The sequence below is a fragment of the Mycolicibacter heraklionensis genome (genome assembly GCF_019645815.1).
GTDB classification, from domain to species: Bacteria; Actinomycetota; Actinomycetes; order Mycobacteriales; family Mycobacteriaceae; genus Mycobacterium; species Mycobacterium heraklionense.
The window spans coordinates 2,839,272-2,862,610 of record NZ_CP080997.1 but is presented as its reverse complement, the minus strand read 5'-3'; the positions used below and the strand labels follow the sequence as shown (position 1 = coordinate 2,862,610).

The 23,339-nt window shown below is 67.7% G+C and carries 23 protein-coding genes; 17 read left to right on the top strand and 6 right to left on the bottom strand.

Annotated elements, in window-relative coordinates:
- Positions 1–61 precede the first annotated feature (61 nt).
- From secD to K3U94_RS13375, 5 genes are all read left to right on the top strand, one after another.
- The gene (gene secD, locus K3U94_RS13395) at positions 62–2,146 is read left to right on the top strand and encodes a protein translocase subunit SecD (protein WP_047321320.1); all 2,085 of its coding nucleotides are present in this window, start codon (positions 62–64) and stop codon (positions 2,144–2,146) included.
- Positions 2,147–2,150: 4 nt separating this feature from the next.
- Positions 2,151–3,482, top strand: coding sequence for a protein translocase subunit SecF (gene secF / locus K3U94_RS13390; RefSeq protein WP_220694032.1), 1,332 nt, complete (start codon positions 2,151–2,153; stop codon positions 3,480–3,482).
- Between the two features lie 6 nt (positions 3,483–3,488).
- Positions 3,489–5,147: an ABC transporter substrate-binding protein gene (locus K3U94_RS13385; RefSeq protein ID WP_220694031.1), complete on the top strand. Its 1,659-nt coding sequence runs from the start codon at positions 3,489–3,491 to the stop codon at positions 5,145–5,147.
- A complete protein-coding gene (locus K3U94_RS13380) occupies positions 5,144–5,686 on the top strand; it encodes an adenine phosphoribosyltransferase (RefSeq protein WP_047321323.1) in 543 nt (180 codons plus the stop codon). Before K3U94_RS13385 ends, K3U94_RS13380 begins: the two co-directional genes overlap by 4 nt.
- 111 nt (positions 5,687–5,797) lie before the next feature.
- A complete protein-coding gene (locus tag K3U94_RS13375; protein ID WP_047321336.1) occupies positions 5,798–8,122 on the top strand; it encodes a RelA/SpoT family protein in 2,325 nt (774 codons plus the stop codon).
- 105 nt (positions 8,123–8,227) lie between these two features.
- On the opposite strand, the gene K3U94_RS13370 is transcribed toward K3U94_RS13375, so the two are convergent.
- Positions 8,228–9,112 (bottom strand): peptidylprolyl isomerase, encoded by an 885-nt coding sequence (locus K3U94_RS13370; protein WP_220694030.1) that lies wholly within the window; start codon positions 9,110–9,112, stop codon positions 8,228–8,230.
- Positions 9,113–9,221: 109 nt separating this feature from the next.
- On the opposite strand from K3U94_RS13370, the gene K3U94_RS13365 reads away from it, so the two are divergent.
- The 3 genes from K3U94_RS13365 to K3U94_RS13355 all read left to right on the top strand — a co-directional run bounded on the left by K3U94_RS13365 (position 9,222) and on the right by K3U94_RS13355 (position 11,788).
- On the top strand, positions 9,222–9,899 hold the full coding sequence (locus K3U94_RS13365; protein ID WP_220696794.1) for an MBL fold metallo-hydrolase: 678 nt from the start codon (positions 9,222–9,224) through the stop codon (positions 9,897–9,899).
- Positions 9,896–11,161 (top strand): histidine--tRNA ligase, encoded by a 1,266-nt coding sequence (hisS, locus tag K3U94_RS13360; RefSeq protein WP_220694029.1) that lies wholly within the window; start codon positions 9,896–9,898, stop codon positions 11,159–11,161. Before K3U94_RS13365 ends, hisS begins: the two co-directional genes overlap by 4 nt.
- A gap of 72 nt (positions 11,162–11,233) precedes the next feature.
- Positions 11,234–11,788: an Rv2576c family protein gene (locus K3U94_RS13355; RefSeq protein ID WP_220694028.1), complete on the top strand. Its 555-nt coding sequence runs from the start codon at positions 11,234–11,236 to the stop codon at positions 11,786–11,788.
- Positions 11,789–11,798: 10 nt separating this feature from the next.
- On the opposite strand, the gene K3U94_RS13350 is transcribed toward K3U94_RS13355, so the two are convergent.
- Together K3U94_RS13350 and K3U94_RS13345 are read right to left on the bottom strand one after the other, a co-directional pair.
- Positions 11,799–12,140, bottom strand: a complete 342-nt coding sequence (locus tag K3U94_RS13350; protein ID WP_047321327.1) for a gamma-glutamylcyclotransferase family protein — start codon at positions 12,138–12,140, stop codon at positions 11,799–11,801.
- Complete coding sequence (locus tag K3U94_RS13345) at positions 12,137–12,682, bottom strand: helix-turn-helix domain-containing protein (protein WP_047321328.1); 546 nt, start codon at positions 12,680–12,682, stop codon at positions 12,137–12,139. Before K3U94_RS13345 ends, K3U94_RS13350 begins: the two co-directional genes overlap by 4 nt.
- A gap of 83 nt (positions 12,683–12,765) precedes the next feature.
- On the opposite strand from K3U94_RS13345, the gene K3U94_RS13340 reads away from it, so the two are divergent.
- Positions 12,766–13,551, top strand: a complete 786-nt coding sequence (locus K3U94_RS13340; protein WP_220694027.1) for an aldolase — start codon at positions 12,766–12,768, stop codon at positions 13,549–13,551.
- 14 nt (positions 13,552–13,565) lie between these two features.
- Positions 13,566–14,438: a dihydrodipicolinate synthase family protein gene (locus K3U94_RS13335; protein ID WP_220694026.1), complete on the top strand. Its 873-nt coding sequence runs from the start codon at positions 13,566–13,568 to the stop codon at positions 14,436–14,438.
- Here K3U94_RS13335 and ypfJ read toward each other — a convergent pair.
- Positions 14,435–15,310 (bottom strand): KPN_02809 family neutral zinc metallopeptidase, encoded by an 876-nt coding sequence (gene ypfJ / locus K3U94_RS13330; RefSeq protein ID WP_220694025.1) that lies wholly within the window; start codon positions 15,308–15,310, stop codon positions 14,435–14,437. The two genes, K3U94_RS13335 and ypfJ, sit on opposite strands and share 4 nt — an antisense overlap.
- Positions 15,311–15,816: 506 nt before the next feature.
- Between ypfJ and K3U94_RS13325 the strand changes: the two genes are divergently transcribed.
- From K3U94_RS13325 to K3U94_RS13310, 4 genes are all read left to right on the top strand, one after another.
- Positions 15,817–16,116, top strand: coding sequence for a PE family protein (locus K3U94_RS13325; RefSeq protein WP_047321332.1), 300 nt, complete (start codon positions 15,817–15,819; stop codon positions 16,114–16,116).
- 14 nt (positions 16,117–16,130) lie between these two features.
- Positions 16,131–17,339 (top strand): PPE family protein, encoded by a 1,209-nt coding sequence (locus tag K3U94_RS13320; RefSeq protein ID WP_220694024.1) that lies wholly within the window; start codon positions 16,131–16,133, stop codon positions 17,337–17,339.
- An 80-nt stretch (positions 17,340–17,419) separates the two neighbouring features.
- Positions 17,420–17,716 carry a WXG100 family type VII secretion target gene (locus tag K3U94_RS13315; RefSeq protein ID WP_047317297.1) on the top strand — a complete coding sequence of 99 codons (297 nt, stop codon included), beginning with the start codon at positions 17,420–17,422 and terminating at the stop codon, positions 17,714–17,716.
- Between the two features lie 14 nt (positions 17,717–17,730).
- Positions 17,731–18,015 (top strand): WXG100 family type VII secretion target, encoded by a 285-nt coding sequence (locus K3U94_RS13310; protein WP_047317298.1) that lies wholly within the window; start codon positions 17,731–17,733, stop codon positions 18,013–18,015.
- A 160-nt stretch (positions 18,016–18,175) separates the two neighbouring features.
- Here the strand turns inward: K3U94_RS13310 and K3U94_RS13305 are convergent, their stop codons facing one another.
- Positions 18,176–19,279: an ESX-1 system-associated protein gene (locus tag K3U94_RS13305; RefSeq protein WP_047318077.1), complete on the bottom strand. Its 1,104-nt coding sequence runs from the start codon at positions 19,277–19,279 to the stop codon at positions 18,176–18,178.
- A 107-nt stretch (positions 19,280–19,386) separates the two neighbouring features.
- On the opposite strand from K3U94_RS13305, the gene aspS reads away from it, so the two are divergent.
- The gene (aspS, locus tag K3U94_RS13300; RefSeq protein WP_047318076.1) at positions 19,387–21,156 is read left to right on the top strand and encodes an aspartate--tRNA ligase; all 1,770 of its coding nucleotides are present in this window, start codon (positions 19,387–19,389) and stop codon (positions 21,154–21,156) included.
- A gap of 47 nt (positions 21,157–21,203) precedes the next feature.
- The gene (locus K3U94_RS13295; RefSeq protein WP_047318075.1) at positions 21,204–21,617 is read left to right on the top strand and encodes a PaaI family thioesterase; all 414 of its coding nucleotides are present in this window, start codon (positions 21,204–21,206) and stop codon (positions 21,615–21,617) included.
- 6 nt (positions 21,618–21,623) lie between these two features.
- Here the strand turns inward: K3U94_RS13295 and K3U94_RS24370 are convergent, their stop codons facing one another.
- The gene (locus K3U94_RS24370; RefSeq protein WP_200900618.1) at positions 21,624–22,052 is read right to left on the bottom strand and encodes a transglycosylase family protein; all 429 of its coding nucleotides are present in this window, start codon (positions 22,050–22,052) and stop codon (positions 21,624–21,626) included.
- Between the two features lie 362 nt (positions 22,053–22,414).
- Between K3U94_RS24370 and K3U94_RS13285 the strand changes: the two genes are divergently transcribed.
- Positions 22,415–23,257 carry a DUF3097 domain-containing protein gene (locus K3U94_RS13285; RefSeq protein ID WP_220694023.1) on the top strand — a complete coding sequence of 281 codons (843 nt, stop codon included), beginning with the start codon at positions 22,415–22,417 and terminating at the stop codon, positions 23,255–23,257.
- Positions 23,258–23,339: the final 82 nt, after the last annotated feature.

Here is a 23,339-nt window from a genome sequence, read left to right as displayed (position 1 = left end):
ATGGGCCAGCCCCGACGATCACGACAGCGCATTGCGCAATGAGCGAAGGAGACTCAACAACGTGGCATCGCCTTCGGCGCCGGTGCACCCTGCCCGCAACCTGGCGGTGTTCCTGGCATTGCTCATCGGCGTCTACCTGCTGGTATTCCTGACCGGAAACAAGCTCGCCGAACCCAAGCTCGGTATCGACCTGCAGGGCGGCACTCGTGTGACGCTCACCGCGCGCACCCCGGACGGCTCCACGCCGACCCGTGACGCGCTCAACCAGGCGCAACAGATCATCAGCGCCCGGGTCAACGGGCTCGGTGTGTCGGGCTCTGAGGTCATCATCGACGGCAACAACCTGGTCATCACGGTGCCGGGCAGCGACGGCAACGAGGCCCGCACTCTCGGCCAGACGGCCCGGCTCTACATCCGGCCGGTGATCAACGGCGTGTCGGTGCAGGAAGCTCAGGCAGCTGGCCGGATGCCCGGTCTCGGCGGTGGCGGCATGCCCGGCGTCCCGGGCCTGCCGCCCGGCGCCGGTGGTGGTGCTCCTGGCTTGCCCCCGGGCCTTGGCGGTGGTGGTGCTCCCGGTCTGCCTCCGGGCCTTGGCGGTGGTGGTGTTCCTGGCCTGCCTCCGGGCGCCGGCGGCGGTGCCCCTGGCCTGCCTCCGGGCTTCGGCGCGGGCGGGCAGGGCTTGTTCGGCGGGAACGGCGGGGCCGTCCCGCAGCAGCCGCTGACTCCGCCGGCCCAGCCGCGGCCGTACCCCCAGGAGCCGACCCCGACCCCGGGCACCACCACGGCGAGCCCCGAACCTGAAAGCCCCAGCGAGACCGCCACTCCCGGCACTTCGGGCGTTCCGGAGCCCACGGCACCGGGATCGTCGGCCGAAACGCCGGCACCTGGTGCGCAGATGCCCGCCTTGCCGGGGCTGCCCGGACTGCCGGGTCTGCCAGGTATGCCCGGCCAGGGTGATCAGGCCCAGGGCCTGGCAGCCCGTATCGCCGCGGAGAAGCGGCTGCGGCAGAGCGACAACAAAGTGGTGCAGGCGCTGGCCCTGCAGATCCAGGCCGGACGGTGCGACAAGGAAGACATCCTTGCCGGCAACGACGACCCGGACCTGCCCTTGGTGACCTGTTCGCAGGACCACCAGACGGCCTACCTGCTGGCGCCCTCGATCATCAGCGGCGACCAGATCGCCGACGCCAGCTCGGGCATGGACCAGCGCAGCGGCTCCAACATCGTCCAGGTGCAGTTCAAGAGCGGCGCGGCCGACGTCTGGGCCGACTACACCGCCGCGCACATCGGCACCCAGACCGCGTTCACGCTGGACTCACAGGTGGTCAGTGCACCGCAGATCCAGGAAGCCATCCCCGGTGGCCGCACCCAGATCACCGGCGGCTCACCGGGATTCACCCCGGATGCGGCGCGCCAGCTGGCCAACGTCTTGAAGTACGGGTCGCTGCCGCTGTCGTTCGAAGCCTCCGAAGCTGAAACCGTCTCGGCCACACTGGGAATGACGTCGCTGAAGGCGGGTCTGATTGCCGGCTCGATCGGTCTGGCGCTGGTGCTGGTCTATTCGCTGCTCTACTACCGAGTTCTCGGCGTGCTGACCGCACTGTCACTGGTGGTGGCCGGTGCCATGGTGTACGCGATCCTGGTGTTGTTGGGCCGGTACATCAACTACACGCTCGACCTGGCCGGTATCGCCGGTCTGATCATCGGTATCGGCACCACCGCGGACTCGTTCGTGGTGTTCTTCGAACGCATCAAGGACGAGATCCGCGAGGGCCGGTCGTTCCGATCGGCGGTGCCGCGCGGGTGGGCGCGGGCCCGCAAGACGATCGTGTCCGGCAACGCGGTCACCTTCCTGGCTGCGGCGGTGCTCTACTTCCTGGCGATCGGCCAGGTGAAGGGCTTCGCATTCACGCTGGGGCTGACCACGATCCTCGACCTGGTGGTGGTGTTCCTGGTGACCTGGCCACTGGTCTACCTGGCATCCAAGTCGCCGACGCTGGCCAAGCCGTCCTACAACGGTCTCGGTGCGATTCAGCAGGTCGCACGCGAACGGCGGGCGGTAGCCAGATCGGGAGGCGCAACGGGCGGCAAGTCCGGAGCCAAAGCGCGCACGCGGGTAACCGCCCAGTCGACGGAACAGGGATAGCCAGATGGCCAAACCGAACACCAGTAGCGGCACGAAGCGCGCGACGAAGTCCGCGAAAGGCGACGCCGCAGCCGTCGAGCTCACCAAGAGTCGGACCGCCGTCGATGAAGGCGCCCGCAAGAAGGCAACCTCGACCAAGGCGCCGAAGCACGGTTTCCTGTCGCGGCTCTACACCGGCACCGGTGCTTTCGAGGTCATCGGTAAGCGGCGGATGTGGTACGCGATCAGCGGCGCGATGGTCGCGATCGCGATCGTCAGCATTCTGGTCCGCGGCTTCACCTTCGGCATCGACTTCGCCGGCGGCACCAAGGTGTCCTTCCCGCGCGGAGACACCAGCGTCACCCAGGTCGAAGAGGTGTTCCGCAAGAGCGTCGGCAACAGCCCTGAGTCGGTGGTCGTGGTCGGCAACGGCAACTCGGCGACGGTGCAGATCCGCGCCGAGACGCTCACCAACGAGCAGACCGAGAAGTTGCGCGACGACCTGTTCGACGCCTTCCAGCCCGTCGGCCCCAACGGTGAGCCGAGCAAGCAGGCGATCAGTGACTCGGCGGTGTCGGAGACCTGGGGCGGGCAGATCACCCAGAAGGCCGTGATCGCCCTGGTGGTGTTCCTGCTGCTGGCGTCGCTGTACATCACCGTGCGCTACGAGTGGTACATGACCCTGTCGGCCATGATCTCGATGGTCTTCGACATTCTCGTCACCGCCGGGGTCTATTCGCTGGTCGGATTCGAGGTCACACCGGCCACCGTCATCGGCCTGTTGACCATTCTCGGGTTCTCGATCTACGACACCGTCATCGTGTTCGACAAGGTCGAGGAGAACACCCACGATTTCGAGCACAAACCCAAGCTGACCTACGCCGAGCAGGCCAACCTGGCCATCAACCAGACCTTCATGCGGTCGATCAACACCAGCCTGATCTCGGCGTTGCCGATCATCTCGCTGATGGTGGTCGCCGTGTGGCTGCTGGGAGTGGGCACGCTGCAGGACCTCGCGCTGGTGCAGTTGGTCGGCGTCGTCGTCGGCACTTATTCATCGATCTACCTGGCCACACCGCTGCTGGTCACGCTGCGGGAACGCACCGAGCTGGTGCAGAACCACACCCGCCGGGTGATGCGGCGACGCAATGCCGCGGCCGGTTCGAAAGTGGCACCGGCCGGCAGCGAAGGCACGGGCGGCACCGAGGACACCGGAGACGACGAGGACACCACTGGCGGCGGAGACGAAGCTGCGGTGGCGACGGCGCCGAGCGCCCCGGCTCCCGGTGCAAAGCCGGTCCGCCCCACCAGCCGGCGCAGCCAGCGTCCGACCGGCAAGCCGGGCGCCGGTCGGTAACCGGCGATGGCGGCCCGCTGTCGGCACGCTGCGGCCTTGCTGGTGGCGATCGTCACCGGCCTTGGCGTCTGGTCGGTCCCGGCGTGCACCAGTGCCACCGTCGACCAGATCGACTACGCCGTCGACGGCGGTCTGATCACCTACAACAGCACTACGGTGGCCGGTGCGGCGTCGGCGGGGCCCCAGGCGTTCTCCCGCACCCTGATCGGCTTCGGCTACCACGGGCCGGACGGCCAGATCGTCACCGACCACGACTTCGGCAGCATCTCCGTGGTGGGCCGCGCCCCGCTGGTGCTGGACTATCAGATCGCCGACGCGGCCGTGTACTCCGACGGCAAGCCCATCACCTGCGACGACCTGGTGCTGGCGTGGGCGGCCCAGTCCGGCCGGTTCCCGGGGTTCGATGCCGCAAGCCGGGCCGGCTACCTCGACATCGAGAACATCGAATGCCAGCCCGGTGCCAAGAAGGCCCGGGTGTCGTTCTTCGCGGACCGCAACATCGTCGACTACGAGGAACTGTTCACCGCGACCTCGATGATGCCGTCGCACATCATCGCCGACAAGCTCGGTGTGAACACCACCGACGCCGTGCTGGGCAAGCTGGGTCCCGCCGAGGAGGTCATCGCCAAGATCGCCGACGCCTGGAACACCACCTGGCAGCTCGACCGCGGCGCTGACCTGCGGCACTTCCCGTCGTCGGGGCCCTACAAGATCGACTCGGTGCTCGACGGAGGCGCCGTGGTGCTGGTGGCCAACGACCTGTGGTGGGGCGCCAAGCCGGTCACCAAGCGGATCACGGTATGGCCGCAGACCAACGACATCGCCGACCGGGTCAACAAACGCGTCATCGAGGTCGTCGACGTCGCAACCGGGTCCGCCGGGTCGCTGATAACCCCGGATGACTACCAGAGCAGCGACAGCCCCTCGGGCGGCATCGAGCAGCTCATCTTCGCCCCGTCCGGCCCGCTGTCGGAGACTCCCGCGCGCCGGGCGGTGGCCTTGTGCACCCCGCGCGACGTCATCGCCCACGACGCCGGCGTTCCGGTGGTGAACTCCCGGCTCAACACCGCCATGGACGACGCCTTCGACCAGGCCGAGAACGTGCCCGAGGCCGAACAGTTCACCCACGCAAACCCCGACGCAGCTCGTGACGCCCTGGGCGGCAAGCCGCTGACGGTGCGCATCGGCTACCGCGGTCCCAACACCCGGCTGGCCGCGGTGATCGGGGCGATCAGCAGTTCGTGCGCGCCCGCCGGCATCACCGTCACCGAGGTGGCCTCCGATGCCATCGGCCCGCTGGCTCTGCGCGAAGGGCAGATCGACGTGTTGCTCGCCAGCACCGGGGGATCCACCGGCAGCGGGTCGAGCGGATCGTCGGTGGTGGACGCCTACGAGTTGTTCAGCGGCAACGGCAACAACCTGTCCGGTTACCACAACGATCAGATCGACGGCGTGGTCTCCGCGCTGGCCGTCACCGCCGACCCCGCGGAGATGGTCCGGCTGCTCGCCGAGAGCGCCCCGGTGCTGTGGGCCGATATGCCGACGCTGCCGCTGTACCGACAGCAGCGCACCCTGCTGTCGTCGAAGAAGACCTACGGTGTGGCCGCCAACCCCACCCGGTGGGGCGCGGGCTGGAATATGGACCGCTGGGAGCTGCAACAGTGAACCAGGCCGGGCCTGCGGCAGGCCCCGGTCAGATCATCGCGTCGCTGATCCGTGAGGTGGCGGACTTTCCCACACCGGGAATCGCCTTCAAGGACCTGACTCCGGTCTTCGCCGACGCCGCCGGACTGGCCGTGGTCACCGATGCGCTGGCTCGAGCCGCTGCCGGCGCTGATCTGGTGGCCGGTATCGACGCACGCGGGTTTCTGCTGGCCGGGGCGGTCGCCGACCGGCTCGGGGTGGGCGCGCTGGCGGTCCGCAAGGGCGGCAAGCTGCCACCGCCGGTGCTCTCGGAGCACTATCAGCTCGAGTATGGAACCGCTGTGTTGGAGATTCCGGCCGACGGAATCGAGTTGGCCGGGCGGCGGGTGGTGATCCTCGACGACGTGCTGGCCACCGGCGGTACCCTGGCCGCTACACGGCGATTGTTGTGTCGGGCGGGAGCCGAGGTGGTTGCGGCGGCGGTGGTGCTGGAGCTGGCGGGGCTGGGCGGACGCGCCGCCGTGGCACCGTTGCAGCTGGCCAGCCTGCACCGGATTTAGTCGATATTCTCGTGATCGGAGGTGAGCACAGTGGGCCCTGAACAAGGCTTAGCGCAAGGCTCCGAGCCGGGCTCCGACGAAGCTCGGCACAACGCCGACACCAGCCAACCGGTGGCGGTGTCGGAGGCCATCGCCCAGGACTCGCCCACCGAGCGCACCGACCTGCTCAAGGTCCCGACCAGCGCCTCCCGGCGGGTGCGGGCCCGAATTGCCCGACGCATCACCGCCCAACGTGGCGCGCTCAGCCCGGTGCTGGAGCCGCTGGTGGCGGTGCACCGGCAGTACTATCCGAAAGCCAATCTGGCGCTGCTCCAACGCGCCTACGAGGTCGCCGAGCAGCGGCACGCCACCCAGCTGCGCCACTCGGGGGACCCCTACATCACCCACCCGGTGGCTGTTGCCACCATCCTGGCCGAGCTGGGCATGGACACCATCACGTTGGTGGCCGCGCTGCTGCACGACACCGTCGAGGACACCGGCTACACCTTGGAGGCGCTGGCCGGTGAGTTCGGCGACGAGGTCGCTCACCTGGTCGACGGGGTGACCAAGCTGGACAAGGTGGTGCTGGGCACGGCCGCCGAGGCCGAGACCATCCGCAAGATGGTCATCGCGATGGCGCGTGACCCGCGGGTGCTGGTGATCAAGGTGGCCGACCGGCTGCACAACATGCGCACCATCCGCTTCCTGGCGCCCGAGAAACAAGCCCGCAAGGCACGCGAGACACTGGAAGTCATTGCGCCGCTGGCACATCGGCTGGGCATGGCCACCGTCAAGTGGGAGCTCGAGGATCTGTCGTTCGCGATCCTGCACCCCAAGCGCTATGAGGAGATCGTGCGGCTGGTGGCCGACCGCGCGCCGTCACGCGACACCTACTTGGCCAAGGTGCGCGCCGAGATCGTCAACACGCTGGCGAAGTCGAAGATCACCGCGACCGTCGAAGGCCGGCCGAAGCACTACTGGTCGATCTATCAGAAGATGATTGTCCGCGGCCGCGACTTCGACGACATCTACGACCTGGTGGGGCTGCGGATTCTCTGCGACGAGATCCGGGACTGCTACGCCGCCGTCGGCGTCGTGCACTCGCTGTGGCAGCCGATGGCCGGCCGGTTCAAGGACTACATCGCCCAACCGCGCTACGGGGTCTACCAGTCGCTGCACACCACCGTGATCGGTCCGGAGGGCAAACCGCTGGAGATCCAGATCCGCACCCGGGAGATGCACCGCACCGCCGAATACGGGATCGCCGCCCACTGGCGTTACAAAGAGGCCAAGGGCCGCAACGGTGTTCCGCACCTGGGCACCGCCGCCGAGATCGACGACATGGCCTGGATGCGCCAGCTGCTGGACTGGCAGCGGGAGGCGGCCGACCCGGGTGAGTTCCTCGAGTCGCTGCGCTATGACCTGGCCGTCAAAGAGATCTTCGTGTTCACGCCCAAGGGTGACGTCATCACCCTGCCCACCGGCTCCACACCCGTCGACTTCGCCTATGCGGTGCACACCGAGGTCGGTCACCGCTGTATCGGTGCCCGCGTCAACGGCCGGCTGGTGGCGCTGGAGCGCAAGCTCGAAAACGGGGAAGTGGTCGAGGTTTTCACCTCGAAGGCGCAGAACGCCGGGCCGTCGCGGGACTGGCAGCAGTTCGTGGTGTCGCCGCGGGCCAAGGCCAAGATCCGCCAGTGGTTCGCCAAGGAGCGTCGCGAGGAGGCCCTGGAGTCCGGCAAGGACGCGATGGCCCGCGAGGTGCGCCGGGCCGGTCTGCCGCTGCAACGACTGGTCAACGGCGAGTCGATGGCGGCGGTGGCCCGCGAACTGCATTACAGCGATGTGTCCGCGCTCTACACCGCCGTCGGCGAGAACCACATCTCGGCGCACCACGTGGTGCAGCGGCTGGTGGCCCAGCTCGGTGGGGTGGACCAGGCCGAGGAGGATCTGGCCGAACGCTCCACGCCGCTGACCATTTCGCGCCGCGAGCGTCACACCGACGACGTCGGTGTTGCGGTTCCCGGCGCCACCGGCGTGTTGACCAAGCTGGCCAAGTGCTGCACCCCGGTGCCCGGCGACGAGATCATGGGTTTCGTCACCCGCGGCGGCGGGGTGAGCGTACATCGCACCGACTGCACCAATGCCGACGCGCTGCGCCAACAAGACGAACGGATCATCGAGGTCAAGTGGGCGCCGTCGCCCTCGTCGGTGTTCCTGGTCGCCATCCAGGTCGAGGCGCTGGACCGGCACCGGCTGCTGTCGGACATCACCAAGGTGCTCGCCGACGAGAAGGTCAACATCTTGTCGGCCTCGGTCACCACCTCACGGGACCGGGTGGCGATCAGCCGGTTCACCTTCGAGATGGGCGACCCCAAGCATCTGGGCCACCTGCTCAACGTGGTCCGCAATGTCGAGGGCGTCTACGACGTCTACCGGGTGACGTCGGCGGCTTGATTTCTTCTTTCTTCCGCGAGTGTGCGTGTCCCCGGCCCGACACGCCGGTCGGCAACCGGGAATACGCACGCTCGCGCAAGACGGGCAGTGCCCGCTCGGTCACGCTTAGTCGGGCAGCACCGACTTGACGGTCACCTTGGTCGCCGGCGGGCCGTCTTCACCGCCGCCCTGCACGCCGGCCGCGGCGATCTTGTCCAGGGTGGCCAGGCCGTCGTCCTGAATCTTGCCGAACACCGTGTACTGCGGCGGCAGCATCGAATCCTTGTAGACCAGGAAGAACTGGCTGCCGTTGGTGCCGGGTCCGGCGTTGGCCATCGCCACCGTGCCACGAGGATAGGTGACCGGCTGCTGGGCTGCGGGGTCGCCCAAGGAGTACTGGTCGGTGGGGTACTCGTTGTCGAACTCATAGCCCGGGCCGCCGGTGCCGTCGCCGGCCGGATCCCCACATTGCAGCACGCTGAGCATCGGCGATGTGGTCAGCCGGTGGCACTGGGTGTCTTTGAAGAAGTCCTTGGCCGCCAGGCTGATGAAACTGTTGACGGTGCAAGGGGATTGGGCGTTGTTGAGCATCAACCCGATGGGGCCCTGGTCGGTCATCATCGACACGCTGACCTCGGCCGGGTCGGTCGGGACCTTGCCGGACCGCGGCGGCTCGACGGCCTTGGTGGCCGGACGCGCCTTGGGGTACTGGCAGTCGGCGCCCAGCTGCGGCGATGCGGTGAACTTCGGCAGCTGCCCCGCCGCCCCCGGCGTCGCGGAGGATTCCGCGGACTCCGAGGTGCTCGAGTCCGAGGAGCCGCTCGCGTTGACGTTGCCCGGATCGTTGTCGCGCAGCACCACGAACACCACCCCGGCGATCAGCAGTACCGCCGCCGCGGCGCCGAGGATCATCAGCAGCCGGCGCTGCTTGCGGGCTGCCTCGGCACGCTGCTGCACCTGTTGGTCCAGATTGCGCTTGGCGGCGGCACGCCGCTCTGAGTTCGTGGGCACCGGCGGTAACCTCCTGGCTCGCGGACTGAGTCGGGCCTCAAGTCTGCCAGAGCGCGCCTGCGCCGACCGCGTCACCGCCGGCCGGGCGCGCAATGGGAAACTGGTCGGCGTGTTGGTCACCGGATTCCCCGCTGGAATGCTGGCGTGCAACTGCTATGTGTTGGCGCGGCGGCAGGGCTCTGACGCGATCGTCGTCGACCCCGGGCAGCGCGCGATGGCCAGGCTGCGGCGTGTTCTTGACGAGAATCGACTGACGCCGTCCGCGGTGTTGCTCACGCACGGCCACATCGACCACATCTGGTCGGCGCAGAAGGTGTCCGACACCTACGGCTGTCCCACCTACATTCACCCCGAGGACCGATTCATGCTCACCGACCCGCTGCGCTCCTTCGGCACGGTGCCCGGGCAGGCGTTGTTCGGCGTGTTGAGCAAAGCGATGTTCGCCGAGCCCAAGCAGCTGATCGAACTGGATCGCGATGGCGACAAGATCGGGCTGGGCGACACCACGGTGACTGTCGACCACACGCCCGGGCACACCCGCGGCTCGGTGGTCTTCCGGGTCGAAGGTGATGCCGCGGAGGTGGTGTTCAGCGGGGACACTCTGTTTCAGAACTCGGTCGGCCGCACCGACCTGCCCGGAGGCAGCGGCCGTGATCTGCTGACCTCGATCGTCGACAAGCTGCTGATCCTCGACGACGCGACCGTGGTGCTGCCCGGCCACGGACCCAAGACCACCATCGGCGCGGAGCGCCGTTACAACCCGTTCCTAGAAGGGCTGAGTGCGTGAGCACCTTTGCCGCACCCAAAGGGGTGCCCGACTACGTTCCGCCGGCCTCGGCCGGTTTCGTCGCGGTCCGCGACGGACTGCTGACGGTTGCTCGCCGCGCCGGTTACGGCGACATCGAGCTGCCGATCTTCGAGGACACCGCACTGTTCGCCCGCGGGGTGGGGGAGTCCACCGATGTGGTCTCCAAAGAGATGTACACGTTTGCCGATCGCGGCGACCGGTCGGTGACGCTACGGCCCGAGGGCACGGCAGGCGTGATGCGCGCGGTGATCGAGCACGGCCTGGACCGCGGTCAGTTGCCGGCCAAGCTCTGCTATGCGGGGCCGTTCTTCCGTTACGAGCGCCCGCAGGCCGGCCGTTATCGGCAGCTGCAACAGGTCGGGGTCGAGGCGATCGGGGTGGACGATCCGGCGCTGGACGCCGAGGTGATCGCGGTCGCCGACGCCGGCTTCCGCTCGCTGGGCCTGGACGGCTTCCGGCTCGAGATCACCTCGCTGGGTGACGACACCTGCCGACCGGCTTATCGAGAGTTGTTGCAGCAGTTCCTGTTCGGGCTCGATCTCGACGAGGAGACCCGCCAGCGCGCACAGCTGAACCCACTGCGGGTGCTCGACGACAAGCGCCCGCACGTGCGTGAGATGACCGCTGACGCCCCGGTCATGCTCGACCACCTCTCCAATGCGGCCAAGGCACACTTCGACACCGTGTTGGCGCACCTGGACGCGCTCGGGGTGCCCTACGTGATCAACCCGCGGATGGTGCGTGGCCTGGACTACTACACCAAGACCACCTTCGAATTCGTGCACGACGGATTGGGCGCGCAGTCGGGGATCGGCGGCGGCGGCCGCTACGACGGGCTGATGCGTCAGCTCGGGGGACAGGACCTGTCTGGGATCGGCTTCGGGCTCGGCGTGGACCGCACCCTGCTCGCGCTGGCCGCCGAGGGCAAGGCCGTGGGGCAGACCACCCGATGCGATGTGTTCGGAGTGGGCCTGTCCGAGGCGGCCAAACTGCGGCTGGCCGTGATCGGCGCGCAGTTGCGGGCCGCCGGGGTACGAGTGGACCTGGCTTACGGGGACCGCGGCCTCAAAGGAGCGATGCGCGCCGCCGACCGCTCCGGGGCGGTCATCGCCCTGGTTGCCGGGGACCGCGACCTGGAGGCCGGCACAGTCGGCGTGAAGAATCTCGCCACCGGGGAGCAGGTCGACGTGCCGATCGACGGCGTTGTCGCCGAGGTGCGCAGGCGGTTGAGCAGCGCCTGACAGCGTGGGTGCGGGCGTGCGGGGCAGCTGCTGGACCTCGTCGGAGCCGGCCCTCCGGTAGCGTGGCGCGGTATGACGATCATGCGGAACGTGACAGTCAAGTTCGGCACGGTGTTGCTGATGGCCGCCGCCGGAGTGGCAGCCAGCCATGCGACGTCACTTGCGGACCCGGAGACCAGCCCAGCATCGCCGACCGAGAACCCGGCGGCATCGCCCACCGAGAATGCGGCGCCGTCCCCGACGCCCGCCCCGACCGAGAATGCGTCGGAGCCGTCGGCCGACGCCCCGAAGAAGTCCACGACGGGCGGCCACGAGGTCACCTACACCATCACCGCCACCAGTGACCTGACCGGCAACATCTCCTACATCAAGACCGACCCGCCCAGCATGGCCGCCTACAACGCCAACTCCTCGGAGTACCTCGAGACGGTGCGGGTGCCGATCGGCGGGGGACAGCCGGTGGTCTACACCACCACGCTGGCCGATCCGAGCCAGTGGGCGCTGGTGACCGCCAGCGGAGGCTTGCGCACCAACCCGGAGTTCCACTGTGAGATCGCGGTCGACGGCGAAGTGGTGGTGTCACAGCAGGGCGGCAGCGGAGTGTCCTGCGCTACCCGGCCCTGGTGAGCGATCCGGCTCAGCCGGCGAACACGTACACCCAGGCTCGCGCACCGGAGCGCAGGGGCACCGAAATCCGCCGGTAGGCGTCGACTTCGTACTCGTCGGCGGCCGCCAGCTGGGCGGCGCTGATCGCGAACACCGTGCCGGGGACACAGGCGTCATGCGCCTCCGACGGACGCAGGATCGGATGACGGTCGCTGCCACTGACGGCCACCACGTGCGGGTCGGTGATCGTCACGTAGTCCAGGTCATAGCCGACGATCGCATCGGGCCGGCCATCGAGCTCGTGCCCGAACGTGCTGCGCTGCACCTCGGGTAGCTGCAGCGTGCCGTAGGAGAACAGCAGCTCTGTGCTCATTGCGAACTCGTCTCGGCAACGACGAGCACCTCGGCGGGCTGGCTTCCGACGGTGCGGATGCGATGGCTGATCGACGCGTCGAAGTAGGCGCTGTCGCCGGCGGCCAGGGTCCAGGTGGCGTCGCCGTACTCCAGCTCCACAGTCCCGGCATGGACGAATACGAACTCCTGGCCCTGATGGAGCGTGTGCAGCGGATCGACTTCACCGTCTCCGCGGCGGTCGGCGTGCCCGGAGGGGCGAACCACGAACGGGGACATCGACTTTCCCAGCATGTTCGCGGCTATCGCGCGGTAGCGCTGCCGATCCTGGCCGCGGTCCGCGGCCCGGTCTACGGCGATCATGTCCTGGTGCCCGCGCTCGGAGAACAGTTGCGCCACATCGACGTCCAGGGCCCGCGCCACCTTGATAGCCGTCGCGATGGACGGCGTACTGCGACTGCGTTCGATCTTGGACAGGTAGCTCTTGGTCAGTCCCGTGCGCTCGGCGAGTCCTTCGAGGGTGAGGCCTCGCTGCTTGCGAACGGTGCGCAGCAGTTCCGTCATGGACCCATGATGACACAGCAGATGACACAAGGTGTCCTATCGCATATAGTCGTGTCATCATCTCCCGTGACCGAGGAGCTGCCATGGGCACCACATTCGACCATTCCAAATCCGATCTCATGCAACGCGCGGAGCAACGCTTCGCGGAGAACTTCGCCGGAACCCAGTGGTCCACTCGCCAAAAGCTGGCGCTGACCTGCCGGGCGCTGTCCGACCGTGGACATGACTCCGGCCTGGCCGGGCAGATCACCGCCCGGGCCGAGGCCCCGGGCACCTACTACACCCAGCGGCTCGGTCTCGGGTTCGACGAGATCACCGACGCTAATCTGCTGCTTGTCGACGAAGACCTGAATGTCATCGAGGGCGAGGGTATGGCCAACCCCGCCAACCGTTTCCACAGCTGGATCTACCGGGCCCGCCCGGATGTGCAGTGCATCGTGCACACCCATCCGTTTCACGTCGCAGCGCTCTCCATGCTGGAAACCCCGCTGGTCGTCTCGCACATGGACACCACACCGCTCTACGACGACTGCGCCTTTCTGCCGCTCTGGCCGGGGGTTCCGGTCGGAAACGAGGAGGGCGAGATCATCTCCGCGGCCCTCGGCGACAAGAAGGCGATCCTGCTGGCGCACCACGGCCAGATCGTGGCCGGCGCCAGCGTGGAGGAGGCCTGCTCACTGGCGGTGCTGATCGAGCGCGCCGCCGCACTGCAACTGGCTGCCATGGCCGCCGGGACCATCAAGGAGCTCCCCGAGAAGCTGGCCCGCGAAGCCCACGACTGGACGCTGCTGCCCAACCGCAGCCAGGCCAACTTCGCCTACTACGCCCGCCGCGCACTGGCCGGGCACCCCGACGCGATCACCCGATAAGCAAGGAGTCCCTCGTGGCAGCACAGTTGCACGGCGTTATCGGCTATCCGGTGACACCGTTCCGTGACGGCGGCATCGACACCGTGGTCCTGGCCACCGTCATCGACCGGCTGATCGAGGCCGGGGTGCACGCCATCGCCCCATTGGGCAGCACCGGCGAGCTCGCCTACCTCGACGAGGGTGAATTCGACACCTGCGTCGACGCCTCGATCGACGCAGTCGCCGGACGGCTGCCCGTGCTGGTGGGGGTGTCGGACCTGACCACCGCAGGTACCGTGCGCCGCGCCCGCTATGCCGCGCGGGCCGGCGCCGACGCGGTGATGGTCGCACCGGTGTCGTACTGGAAACTCTCCGAACGCGAGATCATCGCGCACTACGCGGCCATCTCGGACGCCATCGACATCGACATCGTGGCGTACAACAACCCGGCGACCTCCGGGGTCGACATGAGTCCGGAACTGCTGGTCGGCATGTTCGAGAGCATCGAGCACGTCACGATGGTCAAGGAGTCCACCGGCGACCTGAGCCGGATGCAGCGGATCGCCGAGCTGACCGGCGGGCGGCTGCCGTTCTTCAACGGCAGCAACCCGCTGGTGCTCGACGCGCTGCGTGCCGGCGCCGCCGGCTGGTGCACCGCGGCGCCCAATCTGCGTCCGCAGCCGTGCCTGGAGCTCTACACCGCGGTCACGGCCGGTGAGCTGGACCGGGCCCAGGCGCTTTACCACGAACTCAAGCCGCTGCTGGAGTTCATCGTGGCCGGCGGCCTGCCCACCACGGTCAAGGCCGGCCTGGACATGCTCGGGGTACCGGCTGGCGAACCGCGCCGCCCACTGTTGCCGCTCGACGAGGCCGGCCGTGCCGAGCTGCGCGGGCTACTCGCGGTTTAGCCCAAGTCGCTGGCGGCGAAGGTGTCGCACTGGTTGGGGTCTCCGGTCTGATAGCCGACGGTGAACCAGTGCTGACGCTGCGCCGACGCGCCGTGGGTCCAGGACTCCGGATTGACCCGGCCGGTGGCGGCCTCCTGGATGCGGTCGTCACCCACCGACGACGCCGCCGACAACGCATCGCTGATGTCCTGGTCAGTGAGCGGCTTCAGGAACGGCACCCCGGTGCCCTCCTGCTTGGTCACCGACGCATAGTGCGCCCACACCCCGGCGTAGCAGTCGGCCTGCAGCTCGGTGCGCACGCCGGCACCGGACGCGCCCTGGGCTCCGGTTTGAGCCCGGCCGAGCACGCCGAGCAGGTTCTGCACGTGGTGGCCGAACTCGTGGGCGACCACGTACTCCTGCGCGAGCGGCCCGCTGCTGGAGCCGAACCGGTCGACCAGCACCTTGAAGAAGTCGGTATCGAAGTAGGCGGTCTGGTCCGCGGGGCAGTAGAACGGTCCGACGGCACTGCTGGCCGCCCCACAGGCGGTGGACGTCTGTCCGCTGAACAGCTGCACGCGCGGACGGGTGTACCCGCGCAGCAGGTCTGACCACACCGCATCCACCGAGTTGGCCGTGGCGACCACCCGGCACTGCACGTATTTGTTGGCGTCTTGGCCGGTCCGGCACTTATCGAGGTCGAAACCCGGTGCCGTGTACTGGCCCGGATCCACGGGCTGTTGGCTGAGCACATCGCCGGGATCGGCCCCCAGCAACAGCGCCACCACCAGGATCACCAGGCCGGCCACGCCGCCACCGATCGCCATCCCACGGCCGCCGCCGCCTGAGGAGGTGGTGCTGGTATCGATCTGCATACCCTCGTTGAAGGTCATCGCACGCTCCGTGGGGTTGTCCGTAGGTTGATGGGGGCCTGCCGGCCGATTTGGGCACCTTAGCTTCGCACACCGGCCCCCGCCCCCAGGCCCGGTTCAGCCCGGTTCGACGCCACAAATCCGCGCCTTGGCTAAGTGAATAGAGCGTTGTCTGACCAGATCCCAAACCTTTACTGAATGTTTGTCGCGCCGCTGTACCGCGTGGTCGCGGCGGTGTTACGTTCTGCATCCGGCCGCAATCGGACTCTTCCCGCGACGGCCGCCGCAGCTATCTGCCCTAACTTGCAAGAGAGGTTGTCTGCTCGGTGAACGTGTCAACTCGTGCTTCCAGGGACCGGTGGTGCGCCGGCCGCGAGTTCTCGTTCGTCTCGGCAGCCCCAGCTTTATCAGACCGTTATTACAACTGTCCGCTAGAGTGATCTACGTCAAGTATTGACGCAGACTTCGAATACCCAACACTCCCACCCACACTTCAACTAGACGCTTGCACGCCCCCAGGAGGAACAATGTCGTTCGTAACCGCTCAGCCAGAGATTCTGACGGCGGCCGCCGGAAGCCTTTCCGGTATCGGCGACTCGATGACCGCGGGGGTCTCCGCCGCTGCTGCTCCCACCACGGGTGTCACGGCGCCCGCCGCCGACCTGGTGTCGGCGATGACGGCTGCCCAGTTCTCGGCCCACGGGTCCCTGTTCCAGGAGCTCAGTGCGCAGGCGGCGGCGGTGCACCAGCAGATCGCGGCCACCTTGGGTAGCAACGCGAACGCTTACGCCCTCGCCGAGGCTGTCAACGCCGCGGCCGCCGGCTGAAGCGGGGCGTATCGATGAGCTTCAGTATCTTTCCACCGGAGATCAACTCCGGGTTGATCTATACCGGGCCCGGTTCGGGTCCACTGCTGGAGGCCGCGGCAGCGTGGACCCAGCTCTCGAGCGAGTTGATGACGTCGGCAACAGCGACGCACTCGGTGATCGCGAACCTGGACTCGACCTGGACCGGGGTCGGCTCGGCTGCGGCGACAGCCTCGACCGCCCCCTATGTGGCCTGGCTGGAGCAGGCCTCGGCCACTGCCGCAACGAACGCCGCACTGGCCACCCAGGCGGCCGGGCTGTTCGAGGCGGCGCGGGCCGCGTCGGTGCCGCCCGCCGTGATCGCGGCTAACCGGGCGATGCTGCTGGCCTTGATCTCGACCAACTTCTTCGGCCAGAACACCCCGCTGATCCAGGCCACCGAGCACCAGTACGAAGTGATGTGGGCGACCGACGGCGCCGCGATGGACACCTACAGCGCCTCGGCCGAGGCCAATAACAACGCGCTGCAGCAGCCCTCGGCGGTGCCGCAGTCCGCACAGGCGACCACGCCGGGGTCGGCCGAAGGAGGTCCGCAGCCCGGTACCGGAGTCCCTGGCAACTCGGGCTACGACTTCACCACAGTGGGTAGTTACCTCAACGCGCTCGGGCTCGACACCAGCGTCTTGCCGTCCAGCATGGACACCTTGATGGCCACCCCGATGAGCCAGCTGAACTCCGCGATTTCACCGCTCACCGGGGCTTCCTCCATCGGCATGATGGGCGTGCGTTTCCTGATGATGCTGCCGCAGCTCGCCCGGATGGGGGCAGTAGGCGGTACGGCGGGCGCCTTGGCGGGACAGACCGCCGGCGCGAGCGGTGCCGGCACTTTGATGACCCAGATCGGCGACTTCGTCAACGACAAGCTGCAAGGCGCCGTCGGCGTGCTCGCCGGCCACTTCAGCTCGGCCACCAACGCGATCTCCGCCAAGCTCGGCCAGGCCGCCTCCATGGGCGCACTGAAGGTGCCGGGAGCCTGGGCGACGGCCGCCGACGGCATGGTCCGCGCCGCCCCGGTGCTGCCCGCCACCACGGTCAGTGCCCCGATCCAGACCATGTCGGCGGCCTCCGGGCTGCCGGGCGGCCCGTTCGGCCACGCCATGATGGGCGCGATGGCCGGGCGTGGAATGGGCGCGATAGCCGCCAAGGCCCCCAAAGTTATGCCCCGTTCGCCGGCTGGCGGGTAGCGGAAGGGGCCTGAACACACACGTGTCCGCCGGGTCGGCGCCCGGCATCACAACGAATTCCGAGCAAGAGGGAGAAAAACATGGCAACACGTTTTATGACTGATCCGGACGCGATGCGTTCGATGGCGGGCCGTTTTGATGTGCATGCGCAGACGGTGGAGGACGAGGCGCGTCGGATGTGGGCGTCGTCGACCAACATCTCCGGTGCGGGTTGGGGTGGTCTGGCGGAGCGGACGTCGATGGACACCATGGGTCAGATGCAGACCGCGTTTCGCAACATCGTGAACATGCTGCACGGGGTGCGGGATGGGCTGATTCGCGACGCTAACCACTACGAGCAGCAGGAAGCTGCTTCTCAGCAGATCCTGTCGAGCTAGAAGGAGAACCGCAGATGTCGATTAACTACCAGTTCGGTGATGTGGATGCCCACGGTGCGTTGATTCGTGCCCAGGCGGCGTCGTTGGAGGCTGAGCACCAGGCGATCGTGCACGATGTGCTGGCTGCCGGTGACTTCTGGGGTGGTGCGGGTTCGGTGGCGTGCCAGGAGTTTGTGGCGCAGTTGGGCCGCAACTTCGCGGTGATCTACGAGCAGGCCAACTCTCACGGTCAGAAGGTGCAGTCGGCGGGCAACAACATGGCCAACACCGACGCCTCGGTGGGCTCCAGCTGGGCCTGATCCAAGCCAGTTTCGATCAAGAAACCGGCGCAGCCCGCAGGCTGCGCCGGTTTCTTGCGTTCTAGGGGGAGAGCGAACGGGCGCCGGGTTTGATGGGCCGGACCGAAAGTGGCCGGGGCGGATTCGCCCCGGCCACTTTCGGCGTGTTACTGCACTGTCGTTACCCCGTCGTCGCTGCCGCCGAGCAGGCGCCCAGCACCGTGGTGGACAGGAATGTCGCGGCATTGGCCAGATAGTTGTCGGTCGGGTCGTAGGTCGGCAGCGCCAACACGAACGCCCGCCGGTACTGGGCGGACAGCTCCGCGAAGTCCTGCAGGGTGGGGTTGTTGCTGCGGCGGCCCAGCTGCTGCATCTTGTTGGCCAAGCTGATCATGATGGGCCCGACGGCCAGGTTGATCGCCTTCTGCTGCGGGTTCCAGTAGGTCCCGGGGATGCTGGGGTCGATCCCGTGCCATTCGGCGGCATCGACACCGAACTTTTCCAGCGTGGCCTTCCAGTCCGCGCACACCGGATTGGACCCGGTCAAATAGCGCTGCGGGTTGGCGGGGTTGCCCGGCGAGGCGGTCTTGGTGGGTGAGGCCTGCGCTTCGACCAGCGGCGCGCGGGTCGCTGCCGATCCGTTGTTGGCGGCTGCGCAGATCGCGGCCAGCGCCGAAGCGGCGCTGTGCGCGGTACCGGCCAGAGCAGCGTCCCGCTCGGTGTAGGTGGGAATGTGCTCGACGAAGGTCCGGGCATAAGCGATGAACTGCTCGTAGAGTTCTCGCATCACCCGGTGCGGAGTCAGCTTCACCAGACCCACGGTCTGGGCGGCAGCGTTGCGCACCACCTGGCCGGCGGCCAGGTACTGCTTCTTCTGCTCGTCGTTCCACGCCGACGCCGGAATCGACTGATCGCGCTCGTTCCACTTGCCCTGTCCGAGCATCGACAGCGTGCTGGACAAATTGCCGCTGATCGATATCCACGCGGTGCAACTGGGGTCATTCATGATGATCGAGACCGGGCCGGTGTCGTCCGCGCTGGCGATGCCCGAAGCCGCCGCGTTGCGGCTGGAGGCCGAGCCGTCCAGCGAACCCTTACCGGGGTCGCCGCCCATCAGCACCACCGCGACCAACACCAGCGCAACCACCGCCAGCACGACTACCGCGGCCAACCCCCATTTGAGGCTCTTGTTCTGCTTAGGGGCAGCGACTTCGTCGTCGTCGTAGTCCTCGTCCTCGTCCTCGTCGTCGTAATCAAAGTCGAGGTCATCACTGCCATTGGTCACAGTGAGCCAGCTTAAAGCACCGACCGGCGCGGGGCAGTGCCACGAAGGGCCTCTAGACTTGGCGACCGTCAAACCGTTATCGAACCATCCGCACCAAGGGGGTATTTGTGCTGCGCAGCCACGACGCCGGCTCACTGCGGGCCACCGACGCCGGGCGCAGCGTCACGCTTGCCGGTTGGGTGGCGCGCCGACGTGACCACGGCGGTGTCATCTTCATCGACCTGCGCGACGCCTCCGGGGTGGCGCAGGTGGTATTCCGCGACGCCGCTGTTCTGGAGCAGGCGCATCGGTTGCGGGCGGAGTTCTGCGTAGCGGTCACCGGTGGTGTCGAGGTCCGCCCCGAGGGCAATGAGAACCCGGACCTGCCCACCGGGGCCATCGAGGTCAACGCGACCGAACTGACGGTGCTCAACGAGGCCGCGCCGTTGCCGTTCCAGCTCGACGAGTCGGCCGGCGAGGAGGCCCGGCTGCGCTACCGATACCTGGATCTGCGTCGTGAAGACGGCCCCGGTGCTGCGCTGCGGCTGCGCTCCAAGGTGAGCGCGGCCGCCCGCGCCGTGCTGGCCGCCCACGACTTCGTGGAGATCGAAACCCCCACGCTGACCCGCTCTACCCCCGAGGGGGCGCGCGACTTCCTGGTTCCGGCGCGGCTGCAGCCCGGTTCGTTCTACGCGTTGCCGCAGAGCCCGCAGCTGTTCAAGCAGCTGCTGATGGTGGCCGGTATGGAGCGCTACTACCAGATCGCCCGCTGCTACCGCGACGAGGACTTCCGCGCCGACCGTCAGCCGGAGTTCACCCAGCTGGACCTGGAGATGAGCTTCGTCGACGCCGAGGACGTGATCGGCGTCGCCGAACAGGTGCTCAAGGCGCTGTGGGCACTGATCGGCTACGACCTGCCGTTGCCGCTGCCCCGGATGACCTACGCCGACGCGATGCGCCGGTTCGGCTCTGACAAGCCCGACCTGCGGTTCGGTTTGGAGCTGGTGGAGTGTACGGAGTTCTTCTCCGACACCACGTTCCGGGTGTTTCAGGCCCCCTATGTGGGCGCGGTGGTTATGCCGGGCGGGGCGTCGCAGCCGCGCCGTACCCTCGACGGCTGGCAGGAGTGGGCCAAACAGCGCGGCGCCAAGGGCTTGGCGTACGTGCTGGTCGGCGAGGACGGAGAGCTGTCCGGACCGGTGGCCAAGAACCTGACCGACGCTGAGCGCGCCGGGCTGGCCGGGCACGTCGGTGCCGCACCGGGGGACTGCATCTTCTTTGCGGCCGGACCGGCTAAGCCGTCTCGGGCCTTGCTGGGGGCCGCTCGTGGCGAGATCGCCCGGCGTCTGGGCCTGATCGATGAAGGAGCCTGGGCGTTCACCTGGGTGGTCGACCCGCCGCTGTTCGAGCCCGCCGGGGACGCCACCGCGGCCGGTGACGTCGCGGTCGGCGCGGGCGCCTGGACCGCGGTGCACCACGCGTTTACCGCGCCCAAGCCGGGGCACGCCGACAGCGTCGAGTCCGATCCCGGCGCGGTGCTCGCCGACGCCTACGACGTGGTCTGCAATGGCAACGAGATCGGCGGCGGCTCGATCCGTATCCACCGCCGCGACATCCAGCAGCAGGTCTTCAAGGTGATGGGGATCGATGAGGCGGCGGCGCAGGAGAAGTTCGGATTCCTGTTGGACGCCTTCAGTTTCGGCGCGCCTCCGCACGGCGGCCTGGCGTTCGGCTGGGATCGGGTGGTGGCGTTGCTGGCCGGAGTCGACTCGATCCGCGAGGTCATCGCGTTCCCGAAGTCCGGCGGCGGCATCGATCCGCTGACCGACGCACCGGCGCCGATCACCGCGGCTCAGCGCAAGGAAGCCGGCATCGACGCGGTGCCCCACCAGCGCTGAGGCGCAGGCGCTAGACAGCGGCCTGACGGTCGGCAAGGCTGACGGGTATGGATTCGGCCGAGTTCGCCCGATTGGTGGTCGCCAACATGCCGTTCGCGGCGGCGCTGCAGATCGAGATCGCTGAGCTGTCACCGCAAGAGGTTCGCGCGACCATGGCGTGGGCGCCGGAGCGCTGCACCACCGGCGGGATGCTGCACGGGGGAGCGTTGATGGCGTTCGCCGACACCGCAGGGGCGGTGTGCGCGGTGGTCAACCTGCCGCAGGGCGCCAGCACGTCGACCATCGAGTCGAAGACCAACTTCTTCCGCGCGGTGCGTGACGGCGCTGTGACGGCGACCAGCATTCCGCTGCACGTCGGGCGCACGACGATCGTCGTGCAGACCGACCTGAGCGACGACAACGGCAAACTGGTCGCCAGGGTCACCCAGACCCAGGCGGTGCTGTCGCCGAAGCCGCAGTAGCCGGACTCACCAGAACGGTTTGAGCAGCTGGCGCATCGCCGGCGGCACCCAGCCTTTCACCGACGACGGGAATACCCGTCCCGGTCCGCATTTCGGCCACGCATACGGGCCCTGCTCGTCGAGAACCCGAGTGGCGACGGCGATCTGTTCTTCCCGCGATGCCTTCGCCGGCGATCCCACACCGCCGAATGCACGCCAGGTCGACGGTTTGAACTGCAGCCCGCCATAGAAACCATTGCCGGTATCGGCGGCCCAGTTGCCGCCCGATTCGCATTGTGCGACCGCATCCCAGCCCATCGCCACGTTATCCGCGTGGGCCACTCCTGCCGAGGACAGCAGCGTGCCCACAATCCCCCCGGTGATCAGCCCGGACGTGGCCCAAGTCAGCTGCCGCCGTCCGAACTGCACGACACGCCGTGCCGTGTTCCGGTACATATCACAACCTCCGTGATAGGTGTCTATCAGTGAGGTTTCCGAGCATAACGCGATAAATGATGAAATTGCACATTTTGGTCACCTAAAGATGCAAATGAGTTTGTTGTTATAAGTTGAGGTAAAAGTAAACAACAGTTGTTTGAGTTAATGAAGTTGTGATTGTTACGTATGTTGCGAGAGATCTCTTAGAAATTAAGAGAATTTTGAGTTACTAATGTTGCTGAAGTGACTATTGAGGTCAGAGTGGTAGTTGGGCGATCCCGGCGCGCGGGCGCCCCGAGCTGACCCAGCCGAGAAAAAATCGCTGGAATCGCGCGCCCGGTTCCCCGGGGGCATGGCCAGACGCCCCTAGGCTGCCTCGGGTGGCCGACCGCTATGGAACCGACATCCTCTCCAACAACCCGCACGCCGCCCGCAAAGTCCGCTCGGTGGAGGTGCCGGTGGAACGCGGCATGGTGGTCGAAGACGCCCAGAGCGGCTACGTCGGGGCCGTCGTGCGGATCGCCTACGGTCGGATGGACCTCGAGGACCGGCACGGACGCACCCGTGGATTCCCGGTCGGCCCGGGCTACCTGATCGACGGCAAGCCGGTGATTCTGACCGAGGCCAGGCCCACGGCGCCGGCGGCACCCGCCCGAACGGCGTCGGGTTCGGTGGCGGTGCGGGGCACCCGCGCCAAGGTCGCACTGGCCAGTCGGATCTACGTGGAGGGCCGCCACGACGCCGAACTCGTCGAGCAGGTCTGGGGTGAGGACCTGCGCATCGAGGGTGTGGTGGTCGAGTACCTCGGCGGCATCGACGACCTGGCCGGCATCGTCGCCGAATTCCAGCCCGGGCCGGGCCGACGCCTCGGGGTGCTGGTCGACCACCTGGTCGCCGGCTCCAAGGAGACCCGCATCGCGGAGGCGGTGCGCCGTGGGCCGGGCGGTGCGCACACCCTGATCGTGGGACATCCCTACGTCGATATCTGGCAGGCCGTGAAGCCGGGGCGGCTGGGATTGGAGGTGTGGCCGAAGATCCCGCGCAACGTGGAGTGGAAGCACGGGATCTGTGCTGCACTGGGCTGGCCGCACACCGGCCAGGCCGACATCGCCGCTGCCTGGCAGCGCATCCGGGGCCGGGTGCGGGACTGGACCGACCTGGAGCCCGAGCTGATCGGCCGGGTCGAGGAGCTGATCGACTTCGTGACCCAATCCGGCGGTTAGCGAGCCTCGACGCAGGAGAGGCGAAGCTGGACCGGCGTGACGATCCGGTTGAATCCGGCTGAATCGGGCCACCGGGGCCGCC